General features: G+C 51.3%; 12 protein-coding genes. 8 read left to right on the top strand and 4 right to left on the bottom strand.

All coding sequences use genetic code 11. From position 1 onward, the window contains the following. Positions 1 to 185 (top strand): transposase (locus GX117_13335; protein ID NLO34312.1); only part of this gene is annotated, 185 nt, incomplete at its 5' end. Between the two features lie 711 nt (positions 186 to 896). On the opposite strand, the gene GX117_13330 is transcribed toward GX117_13335, so the two are convergent. After that, positions 897 to 1,745 (bottom strand): tetratricopeptide repeat protein, encoded by an 849-nt coding sequence (locus GX117_13330; protein NLO34311.1) that lies wholly within the window; start codon positions 1,743 to 1,745, stop codon positions 897 to 899. A 282-nt stretch (positions 1,746 to 2,027) separates the two neighbouring features. On the opposite strand from GX117_13330, the gene GX117_13325 reads away from it, so the two are divergent. Next, positions 2,028 to 3,419, top strand: coding sequence for a hypothetical protein (locus GX117_13325; protein ID NLO34310.1), 1,392 nt, complete (start codon positions 2,028 to 2,030; stop codon positions 3,417 to 3,419). A 137-nt stretch (positions 3,420 to 3,556) separates the two neighbouring features. Beyond that, positions 3,557 to 5,032, top strand: coding sequence for a hypothetical protein (locus GX117_13320; GenBank protein ID NLO34309.1), 1,476 nt, complete (start codon positions 3,557 to 3,559; stop codon positions 5,030 to 5,032). A 34-nt stretch (positions 5,033 to 5,066) separates the two neighbouring features. Here the strand turns inward: GX117_13320 and GX117_13315 are convergent, their stop codons facing one another. Further along, positions 5,067 to 5,999 carry a hypothetical protein gene (locus GX117_13315; GenBank protein ID NLO34308.1) on the bottom strand — a complete coding sequence of 311 codons (933 nt, stop codon included), beginning with the start codon at positions 5,997 to 5,999 and terminating at the stop codon, positions 5,067 to 5,069. Between the two features lie 111 nt (positions 6,000 to 6,110). Continuing rightward, the gene (locus GX117_13310; GenBank protein NLO34307.1) at positions 6,111 to 9,443 is read right to left on the bottom strand and encodes a hypothetical protein; all 3,333 of its coding nucleotides are present in this window, start codon (positions 9,441 to 9,443) and stop codon (positions 6,111 to 6,113) included. Between the two features lie 232 nt (positions 9,444 to 9,675). On the opposite strand from GX117_13310, the gene GX117_13305 reads away from it, so the two are divergent. From GX117_13305 to GX117_13295, 3 genes are all read left to right on the top strand, one after another. Next, on the top strand, positions 9,676 to 12,195 hold the full coding sequence (locus tag GX117_13305; GenBank protein ID NLO34306.1) for a hypothetical protein: 2,520 nt from the start codon (positions 9,676 to 9,678) through the stop codon (positions 12,193 to 12,195). Between the two features lie 87 nt (positions 12,196 to 12,282). Then, positions 12,283 to 13,788: an oligosaccharide flippase family protein gene (locus GX117_13300; protein ID NLO34305.1), complete on the top strand. Its 1,506-nt coding sequence runs from the start codon at positions 12,283 to 12,285 to the stop codon at positions 13,786 to 13,788. A gap of 45 nt (positions 13,789 to 13,833) precedes the next feature. Then, a complete protein-coding gene (locus tag GX117_13295; GenBank protein NLO34304.1) occupies positions 13,834 to 14,904 on the top strand; it encodes a GHMP kinase in 1,071 nt (356 codons plus the stop codon). A 16-nt stretch (positions 14,905 to 14,920) separates the two neighbouring features. On the opposite strand, the gene GX117_13290 is transcribed toward GX117_13295, so the two are convergent. After that, the gene (locus GX117_13290; protein ID NLO34303.1) at positions 14,921 to 16,510 is read right to left on the bottom strand and encodes a hypothetical protein; all 1,590 of its coding nucleotides are present in this window, start codon (positions 16,508 to 16,510) and stop codon (positions 14,921 to 14,923) included. Positions 16,511 to 16,827: 317 nt separating this feature from the next. Here GX117_13290 and GX117_13285 point away from each other — a divergent pair, with 317 nt between their 5' ends. Together GX117_13285 and GX117_13280 are read left to right on the top strand one after the other, a co-directional pair. Next, positions 16,828 to 17,271 (top strand): DoxX family protein, encoded by a 444-nt coding sequence (locus GX117_13285; protein ID NLO34302.1) that lies wholly within the window; start codon positions 16,828 to 16,830, stop codon positions 17,269 to 17,271. Positions 17,272 to 17,690: 419 nt separating this feature from the next. Continuing rightward, on the top strand, positions 17,691 to 19,259 hold the full coding sequence (locus tag GX117_13280; GenBank protein NLO34301.1) for a sodium/solute symporter: 1,569 nt from the start codon (positions 17,691 to 17,693) through the stop codon (positions 19,257 to 19,259). Positions 19,260 to 19,484: the final 225 nt, after the last annotated feature.

Here is a 19,484-nt window from a genome sequence, read left to right as displayed (position 1 = left end):
AGCAATTGACTATGATCTGGAAGGTACATTATAACGAGGCACGTCCCCATTTTTCTCTGGGTAATCGGACCCCAAAAGAATTCGCCGAAGGAGGCGCGCTCATGAAACACAGAAACTCTCATAACAACCGGACCAAAAAGCGGGGGCTTGACAAGGTGAGCTTATTACGGAAGTTTGGCTTGTGATTGTCAATTGTTCCGCATAAGCAAGTTGAAAGGATCCCCACCCGGGGATAGAAAAATGAAGGAAGGTGGAGATAATCACCGCATTAATGAGAGTCCCTAAGGTAGTTACTCTCCTGCCCCCTGCACGATTACCAAATACTGTTAACACAGAATAAATCCTCCTATTTTGTGGTTGAGTAGGCCTCCAAAGTATTATCAATCACGCATGGTAAGATTCATCTTTATAAAACTGCAATAGACAATCAGAGATCAAAAGTCAAATCTTATTTTTGAGGATCGCGGACAAGCCTGTAAAAGCAGGGAAATAAGTTGTTTTACGTCTCAACCAGAAAGGAATTAAAAGGTGATTTTGTGTCGTTGTGCGCAACATGGCAGGATGCGACGTCATGCATCGGTGCAGTACCGGACACAGCAAATACGATTGGACAGCCGAAGGGTCTCTACTGCAGGGGTGAGCGATCCGGTGTAACTTACCCCTCAGGTCACAGCAAAGGCAATATTTCCTTGCGTAGGTTCAACCTTGAATCCGCCCTCTTTTTAAAAAGTTGATGTAAGAACAGCCGGAAAAGTCCGGGGACATCCTATATAATTATTGCACGACGGCACAGTAACTTACAATACTCATCTCATGGCACGCGTAGCAAGCGTTATAGCGTCCGGCATGGCGCGATTGCTTAAAACTACTGCTTTACCGGAGAAATCTATTGAGATCTACAGCAGTTCTATTAAATTCAACGCCCCTTCTCCGAAGACTAGGGGAAGCATCACATACAGGAAGAGCATGTGGAAAATAACTTGGAGGAACAGGAAGATTATTGCCTCCCAGAAGCCCATTTCATAGTGTCGGGCAAGAAAATAGATGCCGACGAAGAAACCGATTAGTGGTACAAAAGCGCTGATCAGCATGAAGATAATTATCGCGATGCAGACATCAATCACGTCATAGATTAATTCTTCATGAATACGCTTATTCATTACCCACAGGGCGGCATAGGCGATAATGCAGGCCAACATGAATTGGATTAACAGCATCAACGCAAAACCCGAATATTGAATATGCGGCTGATCTTCCGAAATTTCGTTATGAACCATTGGGATCAGCAAGCTGAGCAATACAAAAAACACAGCGAAAATGGATAGTCCGATAATAACGTTTGCCAAAGGCAGATCCCAGTTACCCAGTGAAATCGCCCCGGTCCGTTTCAGTTCAACATGTTTCGGTGTATCTTTGACAAATTCATGAGCGGGAGTGGCGGTGGTTATTGCTTCGTTGGATCTCATGCGTGCTTGTTGTTGACGGCAGATACGCCCATATAAATTCTGTAATTTCTCTTGGTGATTTTCTGAGGGAAATTGCTCGAACAAACGGGAGCAGTGCTCATATGCCTCGTCTATACGTCCCAGTCGTTCACAACATAGAACTATGGGGAAAAGGATATTAAAGTTCCCGGGAAACTCATTGTCGAGAGCAGCCAAGTACTGCAGCGCTTCCAAGAAATGTTCTTCTTTAAATAAGCGATCTGCTTCATGAAAGTAAAATTCCGCCTCTCCTTTTTCCATACAGCCTTCCTCAATTCGCATATGTTTCCATATGTTTATCCTAAAGGTCACACACGATCTATTCCGGATCGTAACATTGTCTTTTCGACCTAGTCAAGTCGCGTTGCCCCGGGATCGCCGGGAAACTCTCCGTATATAGGGATCCGTTTACGCGGGGCACACCAGGTGTATTTCAACCTTGAATCCGCCACCTTTTTTGTTGAATTTCGAGCTGAAATGTTTTATATTTAAATCAAGGATGTTGCCACGCTATAAACATTTCATTAGCGGGAGAATCGGGATATGCGAAAATCTGTGATATTGATTTCATCTATTGAGGAATTACAGTGTATTGGCAGCGATGCCACAAAGCCTTTGGATGGTAATTATAGGCTGGCAGATGACATAGATGCTGAAGTTACCTCCCGTTGGAACGACGGGGAAGGCTTCACACCCATTGGCAACTCCGAACATCCTTTTCTCGGCTCCTTTGACGGTGAACAGCATGTCATTAAAGGATTAGTAATTAACCTACCGGAGCAGGAAGACGTAGGGCTTTTTGGTAAAATTGAATCTACTGCCTCCATAAAAAACGTAGGGTTGAAAGACTGTATCATCTCGGGTTCCGAAGACGTGGGCGGACTCGTTGGCGTAAATACTGGAGGTACGATCATCAACTGCCATGTGACAGGAAAGATCACGGGAGAGAATTTCGTGGGCGGATTCGTTGGAAAGAATCTTCGCGGCACGATCAGAGATTGCCACGTGACAGGTGCGGTCAAGGGAAACATTACCACAGGAGGACTGGTGGGAGAGAACAAAGAAGGCATAACCACCAATTGCTACACAATAGTAGATATTTCCGGCTCCGCTTGGAGTGGTGGACTCGTGGGAAATAGCCTTGAAAGCACACTTACCGACTGCTATGCAACAGGCGATGTCAAGGGGAAGCTTTTCGTTGGAGGACTCGTGGGCGGGAGCACCGGCGTAATCACCAACTGTTATGCAACAGGCAAGGTCACAGGAGATATCTTAACCGGCGGACTCGTGGGCGGAAGCACCGGCGTAATCACCAACGGTTATGCGACAGGTAAGGTCATGGGAGCTGTTTCTGTCGGCGGACTTGCCGGAAGCAACCATGGCGTCATCACCAACAGCTATGCGACAGGTGAGGTCATAGGAATAAAGGGTGATGACGATCTTCAAAAGGGTGAGGGCAAGACGGGTGGTGACCGGCATAAATCGAGCAATAACACGGAAAACGAAAAGGCCGGTGGACTCGTCGGAGAGAACTGCTCCGGCACGGTCGCGAATTGCTATGCAATGGGAAACGTCACAGGAGTCGAAAACGTAGGCGGACTCGTCGGATGGAACTTCGGCAGTACGATCGCGAACTGCTATGTGACGGGAACGGTCAAGAAAAAAAGAGGCGTGGGCGGATTGATCGGATGGCACACCCACGGCTCGGTCGCAAGGTGCTATTGGCATGTAGATCATTCGAGACAAATATTCGAAACCGCGGAGGGGGGGCGCACAAAAGCCCAGATGACCGATCCTCATGACGAAGACACGTATTTGGACTGGAACTTTTCAACTATCTGGGCTCACGATACGGAGGCTTCTGTCAACGGTGGTTATCCCTATCTACAGACTATTCCGCTTACTCGGGACACTCAAGCTAAGAGCCGTCCTTAAAAAATCAAAAACAGCTAGGCATGCGTAGAAGAATTTTCTAAAAATGTCTGGTTATCACATTTTAGTTTGAATACGCTTTCCTTTAAATCAAGGGTATTTCTACGCTACGATGATTCCATGAATGGGAGGATCGGGACATGAGAAAATCTGTGATATTAATTTCATCTATTGAGGAATTACAGAGCATTGGCAGCGATGCTGCAAAACCTCTGGATGGCCGTTATGCACTGACGCAAGATATAGATGCTGAAGTTACATCCTATTGGAACGAGGGGAAAGGTTTCACACCCATTGGTAACTCAAATCATCCTTTCCTCGGTTCCTTTGATGGTCAACAGTATGTTATTAAAGGATTAGTAATTAATCGACCGGAACAAAATTGTGTGGGGCTTTTTGGTAAAATAGAATCTGGAGCTTCCATAAGAAATATAGGGATGGAAGCCTGCTTCAACGTAGGTTCCTCCGGCGTGGGAGGGCTCGTAGGATGGAGCCACGGCACAATCGATCACTGTTTTGCGACAGGAAAGATCATGGGGGATCAAAACGTGGGAGGAGTTATAGGGGAAAGCAGCGGCACAATCACCAACTGCTACGCGGTGGCAGAGGTCTTGGGAAGCAATTACATAGGCGGATTTATGGGAACGAACCGTGGCAGCATCACGCAATGCTATGGGACAGGCAGCGTTACGGGCGCCGGTTCCGGAGGTGGACTCGTAGGATGGAACTTGGGTGCAATTAAAAACAGCTACGCAACGGGCGCGGTCAACGGCTATATGTATGCGGGCGGACTTGTTGGCTGGAACGATGACACGATCATCGGCTGCAATGGGACTGGAAATGTTACAGGAGATGAGTCTGCTGGAGGACTCATCGGAGTCAACAATAGCAAAGCTACGGTCACCAACTGCTTTGCAAAGGCCACGGTGGCGGGGAACAATGGTGTGGGGGGACTCATAGGAACTTGCCAAGACTTGATCACCGATTGCTATGCAGCCGGAGATGTCAAGGGGAATAATCACGTGGGCGGGCTCATAGGAATCTGTGCCGACGGTACGATTACTGAATGTCATGCGACGGGAAATGTTACGGGCATCAATTCTGTAGGCGGATTCATAGGGTTTAAAAGATCTAAGATCAGCAGCTGTTACGCGACGGGAAATGTCAGGGGAAACGAGTTTGTGGGTGGATTCGTGGGACACAGTGTCTGCTTCACAATCACCAATTGCTATGCAAAGGGAAATGTCACAGGTAATGAAAAAGTGGGGGGACTCGTGGGAGAAAACCGTCACGACACGATTACCAACTGCCACGCGACAGGGACTGTTACGGGAAACAGAGACGTGGGCGGACTCGTGGGAAATAAGGCTGAAGGAACGACAACGAAGTGTTATTGGGATGTGGAGCGTTCCGGGCAGACATCCAGCGCAGAGGGGGAAGGGCGCACAACAGCGCGGATGGCCTATCCCTATAACGATAACACCTATGTGGATTGGGACTTTACAAGTATCTGGGCTCACGATACAGAGAGGTCTGTCAACGGTGGCTATCCTTATCTAAAGCATATGCCGCCTGTTCGGGAAAGGGAGGATGATGATGAAACACGTGATGAATGATCCGCGGCAAGGATAAGGGGGAAATATCACGCGGTTATTCGTTCTTGGGTGCTGTTGATTTCGCCTCTTTTTCTGATTGAGCGAGTATGTCGGCGAGGAGGCTTGGTTTATCGGTGAGAATATTGTCGACGCCCAAATCCAGCGCATCTCGGATTGCTGCCTCTGTGTTCAACGTGAACAGTGAAATCAATATCCCTTTTTTTCGGATGGCTGCCACTTCTTTGGCTGTAATATCAAAACGTTCCATCAGCGCCGGCGAGAGGGCAAAGGCGCGATGTTCGGGGGTGTAGGCGTCCCATCCGCCCGTGCGCAGGGCACTCAGCATATTTGCCGCGGTCAGGAAATCATAGGTGGTCGCCACCTCCGGCGCATAACTCCGAAATTGGATGAGGAACTCCGGACTCACTGAGGCAACAAGACATTGCTTGCTCATGCCTGCCTTTTGGATGACCGCTGCCGTTTCTTTTCCGATGGTTACACCGTCTTTCAACTCAATAAAAAAACGGTGGTTGGGCGCCGCTGCGAAAGCCTCTTCCAAGGTCGGCACAGTAACGCCCTTCCCCCGATAGGGGAAGTGTTCTCCGCCGTCTGTGGAGAAATGATAGGCGCCGTCCAAGGCACGGATTTCTTCCAGCGTCATGGCGCCCACATAGCCGGTGCCGTCGGTGGTGCGATCCACAGCGAAATCATGCATCAAAACCACATGTCCGTCACGGCTAAGCTGCACGTCAATTTCCAGCAGTACATGCTGCCAGCGGCCGGAGGCTTCGCGGACAGCAACGAGCGTATTTTCCGGCCATTCACTGCGGCCGCAGCGATGGGCGCCTAAGAGCAAAGGCGCGTTGGTAAAGTGATCTTCATGATCTTGTCTTTCGTTCATGACCGGCTTTTCTTGGGCAACCGTCACAGCGCCCGTCATGATCAACAGTGTAAGGGAAGCGATAGCAACGCTGCGTAGCATCATCATAGGTTCCTACTCCTTTTTAGCGAAATCCTACTATGCCATATACCCTATGACTCATAGAATTCCCTTTTGGTAACAGGCACCGCTTCCATCTTCTAAGGGCGCATGAGAGCACTATTCCTTCGCAGCGGTCAAAGACACCAAGGGCAGGTCTTTATGGTCGTGCCAAAAATTACCGCTCAGTCCCGGTGTTGCAGTCTCGACGCCGGACACGTTTTCAGGATCTACGTCTAGAACCGGCCAAACCAGTTCACCCTTCAGTTGCTCTTCTTCCTGTACATAGGCGCCAAGGCGCAGAGAATTACAATCCAGCCACTGGATAATTTGGCGGCGGTCCTTGTCAGAAACGCTGTCTTTATGATGTTCATCGAATAGGGCTTTCCCGATTTTCGACGCACGGGCGCCGAAGCGGCCGGGAATGGTCCGTGATCCGCCGTGGACGCCGCTGTAGTCGGTAGTCATATCGCCAAACATAGCGCCGGCAAACCAAAAGCTGTACTCTTCCTTGAGATTTTCGTAGGACATATCTTGGAGCCCCGCTTGTTGTTCACGATGGCAGGGCAGGCAACTTTCTTCGAAAATGGGTTTTATTTGACGATAATAACTGATGGGTTCGAGAGGTCCGCATTCCGGCTGTAATGGGGAAGGCGGACGCTGCAAGGCGAGGGGATGTCCGATTCGTTGCGGCGCATCGTAAGGGTCTTCATGGCAGCCCATGCAGGTCATTTGTTCACCGGGATGTACGAAAGCGCTGGAGCGCATGGATTGGACCGCCATGAAGTTTTCATCGAGGGCTTGAAAGATCAACTGTTTGGCGACGGGTGCTTCGAAATAGGCGCTGCCGTCCTCTTCCACGGGAACGATGCCCAAGGGGATGCGCGGCGTATTTTCACGCTCATAACCGATCATAGGTTCTCCCATGGCATGGTTTGACTTGGGTATATTTTGCACGATGCGCAGCCACTTGATCCGCGTTCCTTCCGGGAAGGGGAGGTCGCTGTTGTATACGTCCATGACGGCGATGGTCGCGGGCGGCGCGTCAGGCTTTTCACGGGAGCGCACATTTTTGGGCAGCGCGGGCGGCGTTGTTCGGGGGCGGAGGGGAATGGGATTGATGATGCGGAGACGTTCATCGTGGGCGCAAGGCATGGCGCGCAGATCGCAGAGTATTTCTTTGTTGCCGAAGCGATCGAGCAGCACGATATTTTCCCATTCGTTACACAGATACAAGGACTCATTGAGCGGCCACGGCGTGCCGTAACGGTAATGGCGTCGTCCGGGCATTTCGGTTTCGGGAAAGGGCTCTTCCGGTGTAATGCGCCGAATTTGCGACATATGATGATCATCCTTACCCCGTAAATCCAGCATGCACAAGGAACCGTAAACAGAACCGTGATGCGGGGCGGCAGTAAAAATATAGAGCGGCGAGTTGGGTACCGCGCGAATACCCATTTCCACCAGGGGCGCGCCGAAGCGGCTGTCTCTGCCGCGGCCGGGTTCCGATGACCACGGAACATGATCAGGGAAGGTGTGAAAAGGCAGCGGATAATTACCGTGGGGCGCGCGCGGATTGGTGCCGTCGGGATTAGATATCCAGAAGCGTGTTCCCAGACAATTTTCCCGATCCACATAATCCCATCGCGTGTAGACAAGCTGTCCTTCATTATTGACGGAAGGATTCCATTCGCTCGTTTCAAAATAACTGAGGGGCTGTATGTCGCCGCCGTCTTCGTCCATGGAAAACAAGGTGAAGCTCGGTACCTTCAGGTAGGCGTCGAAACAACGGATGTAACCGCCGCGCCGTTCCGATACGAAGGCGATCCTGCCGTCAGGCAGCCAACAAGGATCAAAGTCATTATAAGCGCCGTCGGTCAGCTGCATCAATCCGGAACCGTCCGTATTCACTTTAAACAGATGGAAACAACGCTCTTGTGTATGGATCCAGCGGTGATCTTCGTTTTCGGTCCAAGCAAAGAGTATGCTGCTGCCGTCGTAAGAAAGGTCGGGTGTGGCGAAAGCGCCGTAATCCAATATTTGTCCTTTCAAGCGGCCCTTTTGAACTCGGGCGTCCTTTAAGATATCCACAATTTCCGGGCGCGTCTTGAAGCTATTTATGCGATAAAGTCCGCCGCCGGGCAGCGCATTGAATCCAAAATACTGGGTTACAAAATGACCGCCTTGGGCGTCTTGGGTTTGTGGGTTGGAGCGCACCGAGCCTTCGAAGGTGCCTCGTACCACACATAGGAGACTGTCGAAGTCAAGAGCGGGATCGCTCAACATCCATTGGCGGCGCAATGCACAGAGCGCAAGATAAAGCGCCTTGTATGACGGCGAATCGGGGTCAAGCTTTTCCTTGCTGCACGCCCTACGGAGCCGCTCCATATCGTGACGCAGAGAAGCGCGATATTCGGTGTCGTTGTCATCCGCCGTCGCGGCAACCAGAGCATCTACACGCCGCCACACCGTGGACAAGACTTTGTCGTCCGATTCCCATACCAAAGCGTTTTCATCGAATACTTGGCGGCGCAAGGTGGCGGGGTCAGGTCCTCCGGGTCGTGATTCGGGATATTCTTTTTTGCCGATCCATCGAAAATCATGGGACCATTGGCGAAGCACATAATCCTCCAAGGTATCGATGTCGATGCTACGCAGGTCTAGCGATTGGACGTGTTTTGCGAAGATCTCGCGCAAGGGCGTGACATCTTCCGATTCCGGCAAGGGCTGCAAGGCGGTGGGCATACCTCCGGGAATATCCAAGGTTGGTGTTTCATCCTCTTTCGGCTCTCGAAAACGAAATTCACCGTTACGGTCGTGCCCTGAATCGTCCCGCGCGGGATCATCCTCATTAAAGTTCCATAAGCCTAATACGGCGGGGTTGGCAGTCAGGGGCGCTGTCGGCAAAGGGTGATCCCATGTTGCACCGGAAGAGATACGGAGCAAATCGATGTAGCCTCGGCAGTGGAGACCGCCCTCCACGAGACCGCCGATGACCAAATTACCGGGGACGCGCGTTTCCTTATGAATATGCGAGGCAATGCGGACAACTTCAACGGCATCGACAAAGAGCGCGGCTTCGTCGCGATCCAAGACGAAACCAATCCAGTGCCATTTACCGTCGGTAAGTACTGTGTCGCTGTGAATATGATCAGGGTCGCGGCCGGGTGTATAGGCGTGCAATTTTCCATCGCCGGGAGTGGTAAACAATTCCCAGTGCGCAGCGGAAGCTTTGCTCTCATGGGCGACGAGAATATTGTACCCTTTGGCGTCGGTCAATTGGACGCGGCATTCCACGGTAAGGGGCAATTGACCGTATTCAGCGGCCGGCGCTGTCACCAATGCGGCTTGATTCGTATCCAAGCACTGACCGAAGACATCTTCCCCGGAGACAAGGACTGTTTGCGCAGGGAGGAGTATCGAAGAAAACAAAATGAGTAAAGACGTGAACATAAGATATAACAAGACTCCAAGTAATGACAGCTATGGAAGAGGCAACAACTAGTATATCCTGATTGGGATCACAACCTGTTAACCGATGGAGGCGGCGGCCTTTTTGTGCCGGAAAGGGCGTGCGTCGCATACCTGCGGCAGCTGTGATCAAGAACCATTTTGCAGCTCATGGGATATGCTATACTTCAAGTTTCAAAGCGTCTTTTTCGTGGGTACCGTTCTTGGATAGTTTATGTCGAATAAAGCTCTCTTTCATGCTGTGAACCTAACGCGGGCATTACTTTTGTTGCTGCTCGTTTTTCATTTCTTCGCCAATTGTTGGTGGCTCCATGTAGACAACCACGCCATCCAAACGGATGAAGAAACTCATATGATTATGGCGCGGGATTATTACAGTGCCCTCTTCCCGCATGAGGGGCCCCGTGGACTCGGCGCGCGGCTTCGGGCTGTTGCCCATGTTAAGACAGAAGTGGGTAACCCCGTCCACCCGCCAGCGCTGCATGTGCTCGGCGCCCTCTTTTCGCATATCCTCGGTTATGGCGTCGACCGCATGGCCTTTGTCAACACCCTTTCTTTTCTTGCCGCCATCGTGGGTGTTTATCTAATCGCCCGCCGTTTCCTCGCGCCCTATCATGCGTTGTTCAGCGCCGCCGTCTTTAGTTTTACGCCCATGGTCTATAGCGCGTCGCGTTTTTTCATGACCGATTACCTGTCCATGGCACTGATCGTGTGGGTCTTCTATACACTGCTCAGGTCGGAGGGCTTTTCCAACCGGCCTTGGTCGCTCCTTTTTGGCGTACTCAACGCTGCGGCACTGCTCGCACGGATTACAAGCCCGCTCTATTATATTTTCCCGGCCTTTCTTATTTTCTGCGCCGGATTCTTGAAACCTTTCTTCTCATCCTCAAAAGACAACGCATCACGAAGACAGGCGCAAGTCCGCGTTCTGCTTCACGGGTTGTTGATTGTCGTGGTGACCCTCATGCTTGCGGGTCCGTGGTACCTCGCCCACAGCCGTCAATTCTACCAATATTGGTTCAATCCGCAACAGGGCGTGAAGGGTTCCGCCATTTCCTTTATGAATACGAAACCAGTACCAACAGTAGAAAAACCGACGGCAGAAGAAAGTGCAACAAAAGAAGCGATGACTGCGTCAGCGCCTGCCGCGGAATCGTCGCAGAAACCAACTGTTGATTCGGCGGCGGCGACTGAGAAGGTGGACACGCCGAAAAGTGCCGCGCCGGCAACTACACCAACGAAGATAGAAAAGGGGAGAGATTGGTATTTGCCGCAACGGGTTATAGGGTGGGCGCGCTACCCGGTCTTCGTCATTAATAATGGCGTTTTTTTGCCTATGTTCCTTCTCGCCCTCGCAGGCATGGTGTTGATTCCCCTATTGAGCCGGTTTCGCCGTCAGCCGGTGCCTTGGATACTGCTTGCTGCGCTCTTGTCGACCTACGTATTTCTTACCGTACTGCTGCGCTTCGGTACGCCCCGCTATGCGCTGCAGGTACTTTTCGTTTTTGCGCTCTGCTCAGCTCTGCCTATTGTGACGCTGCCTTGGAGATGGCTGCGCCGCACCGCCATGGTTCTTTATCTAGCAGTGCTTCTCTTCCAATACGGCAATCTGACGGTTTGTGCTTACGGCGATTGGTCGGAACTCAAATTGCCGATTATCCCGGATCAAGAATTTCAAAGTAACTACGATGATCTTGGTTTGTATCTATACAAGCCCGTGCTTCACGGCTCCTTTTCCTATGGCCGTATGGAAGCCCCCACACAGGACAATTTTAAAGACCGGCTTTTTTTCGCCATGCTGAAAGAAGAACAGATGCGCCCCTTTTCCGGTGTGGAAGCGCCCTATGCACGCTTGAACATTCGCGGCATGATCTTCGACGAAGCCCATTTCCCATCACAGGCTAAGACTGACAGTCCCTTCCAGCGCAAGGACATCCCCGAAGAATGTATCCCTTATCGGCAGTTGACCCATTACGGGTGGGGCAAAAAGCTCGAAGATATTCTTCCCGTTATTGACTTGGTGGATTATGTGGCGTATACGACCGAAGATATCTCGGAAGAAGAGGAAGAGCAGTGGATGCAAAGCCTTCAAGATCAGGGCTTCGAAAGGATTGACCGCTTTCACGAGCCGCGCAGCGGTATGATTGAGGAACGTTTCGTTGGTCTTCTGGCGCGGACAAATACACCGCCCCTGCCTGAAGTGCAGACGGTGCAAGAGGCGACAGCACTCGGACTGGCGGAAAGCTATCGGCTCCGTTATTCCGCCGCCTATTCCCAGATGACGCCGGAGCTGTGCAGTGCTGTTGACGCACGGTTGACTGCACTCATCGACGCTGCCGGACAGAGCACGGCTGTCAATGATCAGGTTGACTTCCGCGGATTTGCGATGCATCCCGTCAGCGATGATCACTATATGCTTATTCTCGTCTTTGAGAACCATGAACGATTGTCTAATAATTATCGGCTCCTGCTCGCAGGCATCCCGACTACCCGAGACGGTACACCCTTGGTAAGCGGTACCGACAATAATCCGCAAGCCTTTCAATGGAGTTTCGATCCCACGCCCTCGCTGACGAATTGGCCCGAAACAGGCTATATCTTGATCCGTTTCCCTATACATACGGATCCCCTTACCTACCGCATGGCATTTACCTTTTATTCATCGGAAGCAGGCGCTTGGGGCAAGACCGTTGACTTGGGTCTTGTGGATTTCAGCAAGTTCAGAACGCAATGATTGGCGGGCTGGATCAAAGCACAGCACTTTCTTACAATAAAGACAAGCCGCCACTTCTGATAAAAAACGGAGCCTCAAGAATAAGAAATGAGCAGGATTGAAGGACAAGAAGCGCAGAGAACCGTGACAGGATTAAAAACCCTGGTGCAGGGTTCGCTCTTATCTGCCGCCAGTGTCTTCATTTCTATGGCGGCCTTACTCGTAACCAGCAAGCTCTTTACGAATGCTCTCGACCAAAGCCAAGTGGGCATCTTCGCTTTGCTCCTCGTCACCTCTGATTTTATCATCTATGCATCGGGAATGGGGCTCAGCTCGTCCATGCCCAAACTCGTGGCAGAAGCGAATCCCGCACGGCGCAAAGAAATTATTGGCAGCGCCTTGGCAGGTCAAATCCCTTTGCTGCTCCTCGTCGGTGCTGTGGTTCTCTTGGCGCAGCAAGTGATCCCTGTCCCTGATACGCAGGCGGAGACGAGCGCGTGGGCGGGCGTGCATAGTTGTCTCCACTTCCTGCCCCTGTTGTTTATTGCGGGCGGATTACGAGATTTGATCCTTGCCATGCTTGCCGGTCTTGATCGCTACGCCTTCCGCGCCGGCGGTATTGCCCTTGCTTCACTCGCACAAGTGGTGCTTGTATACCTCTTTATTTGGCGCGGCGGCGGTCAGCTAAAAACGCTCACCGTCGTCATGGCACTGTCTTACGGCATTGCGCTCATCTTGCTTTGGACGGGCTTGGGTGTCCATGGCAAGCCTCGTGTCCGGTGGCGTGACTATCTGAAGCAAGTACGTTTTAGTTTTCCGCTCTACCTCAACCAACTCATGACCTTTTTTAATCAGCGCTTTGATACGATGCTCGTATCCGCCCTTGCCGGCGTTACCAGCGCAGCCATTTACGAGATGATGAAGAAGTTACCTGTTTTGGTGAACCGTGTGATGAACGCTTTATTGGTGCCTTATCTGCCCCATATTTCGCAATTACTCAGTGTGTCCGATCATGCCGGCGCGGCACGGGTCCTCCATCATGCGGTAGGTCTGTCCGCTTTCTTCGGCTATGGCGCTGTGCTGCTCTTGACTGCACTACAGCGCCCGTTGATACTGTTGTTGTTCAATGCGGACTATCTTGCCGACGCCGCTATCCTCGGACTGCTCTTGACTGCTGCGAGTCTCGCCTTACAATCGGGGTTGATGGCGAAAATGCTCATCGCTTTGGGCCGCAATGTACCCGTTCCCTTCGTGAATATGAGTACCATGTTGCTTACTGTGGGCGCAGATATAATTCTGATCCCTTATTTTGGCATGGTTGGCGCTGCTGCCGCGGTCATGGCCGCCTCGGGCGCGGGCTTCTTCCTCCTTGCCGCCTTTACGCATCGTGCCGGCATTCCTGTAAAACTGTGGCATTGCGTGAAGCCCATGCTTTTCCTTTTGCTATCTGCAGCGCCGCTGTACTATGGTAGTCTCGGTATTGTTGGGCGCCTCCTAGCTCCGTGCCTCTTTGTAATGTTATGTTTGGTCTTCTCTGTGGTAACGCCGCGTCAATTGATTGCCATTACTTCTTCAATCATGCCGACGGTGCGCAAGGGAAGCCCTTGTACTTGATGCTTTTTTGCACATAAACCGCGCTGTCTTCTGGAGTGCTTAATCATGTCAAATGCACCGATAAGAATCATTAACGCTACTGCCCCCATTCGTATCTGCGACTTAGGCGGATGGACCGATACGTGGTTTGCGGAACGGGGCGCTGTACTGAATATAGGCGTCTACCCTTATGCGGAAGTGCAGATATTCGTACGGAAATGCGGTGCAGGCGAATCCCGTGAGATCGTTTTGCATCCGGAAAATTTTGGGGAACGCTATGCCCTGCCGCTGCCCATTGAATACGATAAGCATCCTCTCCTAGAAGCCTGCTTAGATATTATGGACATTCCCGATGATATCTGTTTGGAAGTAAATCTCTTTTCTAACGCACCGCCGGGATGCTCCACGGGCACGTCCTCCGCGATTAGCGTCGCCTTACTCGGCGCACTGGATCTCTTGACACCGGGCAGGCTGACCCCCCATGAAGTTGCTGCCCTCGCCCATCGCGTGGAGACTGAACGGCTCGGTCTGCAATGCGGTATCCAAGATCAACTGTGCTCTGCCTATGGCGGCATCTGCTATATCGACATGTACGCCTATCCCCATGCTTCGGTTTCCCATATCTGGGTGTCCAATGCGATCTGGTGGGAACTGGAGCGGCGGCTTGTGCTTGTTTTTCTCGGCCGCTCTCATGCTTCCAGTGAAGTGCATGGAAAAGTCATCCGTAATTTTGAACAGAACAATGCAGACAAATCAGCACTGGAACCCTTGCGGCAGGCGGCGCGCAGCGCACGGGACGCACTCTATCAAGGCGACTTTGAAAGCTTTGGTAAAGCGATGATCGCCAACACCGATGCGCAGCGTGCCTTGCATCCTGCCTTGGTATCCGCGGAAGCGGAAGCACTCATTGCCCTTGCCCGTGAGCATGGAGCTATAGGCTGGAAAGTAAATGGCGCCGGCGGCGAAGGCGGATCAGTAACGCTTCTCTGTGGACCTGCTAATGAACAAAAACGGGCGCTCGTCCGCGCTATCCCTGAGTTGAATCCGAATTTCCAGACTTTACCTCTTTATCTGTCGCGCTTCGGTTTGCGCCAATGGGAATGCTCCATGAAAGATGTGAAGGATAAGGGCTGCTGACACAAAAGCAAAATGCTTAGAAGGTGCGCGGCGCTTTTACAAAATAGCGATACAGCCGCTTTAACGGATAATAGAAACCGGGATAATGACTTGAAAAGAGCCGCAGCAGATCATGGAGTGACCCTTTGAGGCGCTGCTCGGGTCGTCCTTGATCCGGGTTGAAGGGCAGCGACAACAAGGCGGGCCACATACGCTGCAGCAAGTCTCGGTGGAAGCGCCACTCCGGACCCTGTCGATAACGATCGGGCACGGCAAGCAGTGTCTCCAACAGCAAGCGATTGTTATAAGGGCTCAATGTTTCCATGGCCATGTCCCATTCCAATTGGCTGGAAGCCTGCCACGATCCGAGCACCAATTCCCAATGGAACAGGTCAGTGGGAACCATGCCGATCCGCTCACAGAGGGGCAGGGTACTATCGATCCATTCTTGAAAGTGCGCGGCTGCAAAAGCACTGCCTTCCATGTTGTGCAGCGTTGCGAAGAGGGCGCCGGAGATGCGCCGTGCAGGTAAGGCACGTCCAAAGAGATAATATTTACAGCGGCCTACTTCGCTCACGTTGCCCTTCACACACCAATGATCTTTCGGAAAGTGGGCATATAAAGCTTGTGCAAGGACCCCACAGGCGGGATGGGCGTCCACGCTGTGCAGGAAGAATTGCACTTCAAAATGAGGATCCATCCCTTGAGGACAGGCTAAGGGTTTCCAATCAACGCCCGCGGCCTCGGCAAGAGCTTGGGCAACGCGCAGGTCTTCATGATCGTCTTTCATGGAGGCGTAAGCCATGGTGTAAACGTACAGAGACGCAGCGAAAGGACGTGCCGCAGCCAGCAATAATCGGCTATCCAATCCTGCGGTCAGCGGCAGTGCCAGAGGCGCACGGCGTAGGGCAGCCGCCATAGTACCTTCCAATAAAGTCTGAACACGCTCCAGCGCAGCATCGTATTCCAAAGTCATGGGTCCGGCGTCGGGCCAAAAACGGTGAACTGTGCCGCCCTCTAATTGAAGATAATGATTAGGAAGCAAGCGGTGCACGCCGCGGTAGAGACTGGATGAGCCCGGCCACCAATAGGCGGCGGTCAAGGCGGAAGCATGGTGTCGAAAGTACTGCGCTTCAGGGTCTTCCTCAAGAGCAAGGTGGGACGAGACCAAATTCGCTTGAGAAAAACACCAGGTCCGACCGGATCCGTCGGCGTGATAATGGAGTTGCCGCAAGGCACAAGCGTCCGATACAACCACGGCCTGGGAAGGCCTTCGAATAAACAGCACAAATCTGCCGCAAAGATCATGAAGAAGGTGCAGCGGCAGCTCTTTTTTCAACGCTTTCAAAATCCTGCGCAATCGTGGCCGCTCATCATCATCAGGATGGTAGGGGTCTAAAAAATAACCGAGCAATACAACTTCGCAGTCTTCCTCCTCTTCATGAATAACGGGAAGAAGAGGATGCGTGTGGATTGCATGGCCCTTGCCGAAAAAAGTGGTATTGAAGTCGGGAGGCACTGTAAAAACCGGTTGCGAGGGTTCCTTAGCATACAGCGGCTCACATATAAATTGGCGGGCATGAAGGGGAAAGGCAGGTGCCGCAGTATCCATCCCATGTTTATCCATGAACCCAAATCCTTTATGTGAATGACAAGATTTTACGAAGAGTCAACCAGCTGCGGAGCATTATCCTTCCTTAGAAAATGGACACACAACAATTACTCCTTTTCCAGGGGTAAATACAGCTCAGTACCTAGTATGCTAACGGACGCCATGGTTCTATTCCAAAAAAACATGGTGGAATAAAAAAATGCCTTGTCAATGTTTATTCACAACAAGAGGAACCGGACTCTCGGCTTAGAATAGGATAAAACAGGAAGTTTTATCCCGAAGATACGGCAGCCGTTCCTAAGAACCATACGAACACAATAACGGAGGAAGTCATGAATAATTCGTGTATAAACAAAAGTTTTTTGGTCGTAGGGCGGGTCTTGCTCGGCCTTATTTTCATTACCAGCGGTTACGGTAAGTTAATGGATTTTAGCGGTACAGCCGCCCATATGGAATCCGTTGGGATGCCTTTGGTACCGCTTATGTTGGTAGGCGCCATCGCGGTGGAACTGGGCGCCGGCCTGTCCGTATTCCTTGGCATCAAAGCACGGTGGGGCGCCCTCGCGCTCTTTTTGTTTTTGATTCCCACCACCTTGATCTTCCACAAATTTTGGGGCTTAGATAATCCCGATATGGCCATGATGCAGCATATCAACTTTATGAAAAATATTGCCATCATGGGCGGCATGCTCGTCGTTGCCGCCGCCGGACCGGATCAGCCCGGTATCGGAGGGCTATGCCCCTGCTGTTGCAGCGGCGACAAATGTGACAGCTAAGCCTTATCCGTCGTAGCCACATCGTTTAATTATATTTTATGTGCCCCTCTCTCTATTCTATGCAGCCATAAGGGAGGGGCACAGTGCTGTTTATGGGGATTCATATAGGGAAATACCTGTTCCGGGGGCATATGAAAGCGTCCCTTTTCCCAACGCTTCCGCCGATGCTCTCTTTATGTTCAACAGCATCCCCTAATCCCAATCTTGCCCTTGAGTTTGATCATACATCAGTTGCTGGGGTATTATCACCACTTAGTTCTTGTTGGGAACCGGGTTCATATGAATCAGTTGGTGTTTTCAAACAAGCCTTTGGTATACCTTTTTTATGTAATGCATAAGCGGTTGTTTTATAACACCGGCATTCATGCGCATACTGTTCTTATTTAGGTTTTGAATGCCTGACACAGTGGGAGTAACACATGTCAAATTTTACGATGTGGGATTATGGTATCTTAATTTTATATTTTGCGTCCATGGCGGCACTGGGCCCGCTTTTCGCGCATAAAGGAAAGACAACGGAAGGTTATTTTCTTGGCGACCGTTCGTTTCCCGGTTGGCTCATCGGTTTTTCTATGTTCGCCACTTCGATCTCATCCGTCACCTTTATGGCCTACCCGGCAGACGCCTTTAAGACGGCGTGGTACCGCATGACCCCCAATGTCATGTTGCCCATCGCTGTTTTTATCGCCGCCTTATTCTTTCTCCCCTTTTTCCGCCGCACGCGCATCGTGTCCGCCTATGAATTTCTTGAAGTTCGCTTCGGGCCTAAAACCCGCCTCTATGCCGCTGTTGCTTTCATCATTTCGCAAGTTATTCGCGTCAGCCTGATTCTCTTTCTCGTCTCCGTACTTTTCCACGAAATGACAGGATTGAACGTATATTACTGCATTTTAATCGGCGGACTCGTGACCTCCTTCTACACCGTACTGGGAGGTATCCAAGCCGTAATGTGGACGGACTTTATTCAGTCTGTTGTATTATGGATCGGCGGGCTGGGCACCTTGTATGTTGCCTTGCGTGCGATCCCCGGCGGCGTGGGTCAGGTCATTTCTATGGCATCAGAAGCAGGCAAGTTTTCCATGATGGATCTCAATGCTGAAGGTGTTCTTGAAACCATTCAGTTCAGCCCCGACTTTACAAAAAAGACCATCTCCCTCTTTCTGCTTGTGGGGCTCGGCAACTGGCTCGCTGAATACAGCAGCAACCAAAACGTTATCCAGAAATATGCATCAGCACGAGACGCCAAACAAGCCCGTGTCGCCATCTGGGTCTGCTGTCTGTTCAGCGTTCCCACCTGGGCGTTATTTATGTTTATCGGCACCACACTTTGGGTCTTCTTCCAATTACTGCCCACCCCGGAAGCCTCCGCCATGCTGACCGGCGCAGCAGGTGCAAAGGCAGAGCAGATCTTGCCCTACTTCATTATTAACTACCTGCCTGCAGGTGTATCGGGATTGGTCATCGCTGCGGTACTTGCGGCGGCCATGTCCAGTCTATCCGGCAGTATTAACGCCACCTCTGCCGTTAGTCTCGTAGACGTTTACAAACGCCATATCGCCCCCGATAAGACCGATCGGCACTATGTACTGTTGGCGAAGGGCGTCGGTTTTGCCATGTCCGTTTTGATGTTGGTGGGCGCGGCACTATTACAATATCTACAAAGCAGTACGCTGCAGGACAGTGCCACTATTTTAACGGCCTTGACGGCGGGCGGCTTGCTCGGTATTTATTTGCTAGGCTTTTTTACCAAAAGGGGCGACGACCGCAGTATCCTGCTCGGTATTGCCTTCACGCTAATCTTTTCGTTGTGGATGGTATTATCGCAACTGGGTTGGCTGCCTGATATACTCATTTCACCCATACACAGCTACTATGCAGGAATGCTCGGTCATATACTCATGTTCGTCATCGGCTATATCTTCGGTATCTATTTCCATAAGGTGACCGAATTTGACCAATGGGAAAAGAATAATCCTGACCTGAATTAATCCCTACACTTCAATCTTCTGCCACACCTAGTGCAGGCCGCTTTTAGCGCCTCATAGGTGTGGCTTTTTTTATACGCCCTAAGTAAGAAAGGCTTTAGATGCCGCCGCCGTCTTGGTGAGGTGAAGCGGGCTTTTCTACCCAGTGCTCATGGGTCAATTCTTTTTCAACCGTAAAGACGGCGTCAAGCTGCTCAAAGATACGGTGCAGGCTGCGCCGGTTACTGT

This window comes from Candidatus Hydrogenedentota bacterium, assembly GCA_012523015.1.
Lineage (GTDB): Bacteria > Hydrogenedentota > Hydrogenedentia > Hydrogenedentales > CAITNO01 > JAAYBJ01.
The sequence above is the reverse complement of the archived record's forward strand: the minus strand, read 5'-3'. Positions and strand labels throughout refer to the sequence as shown.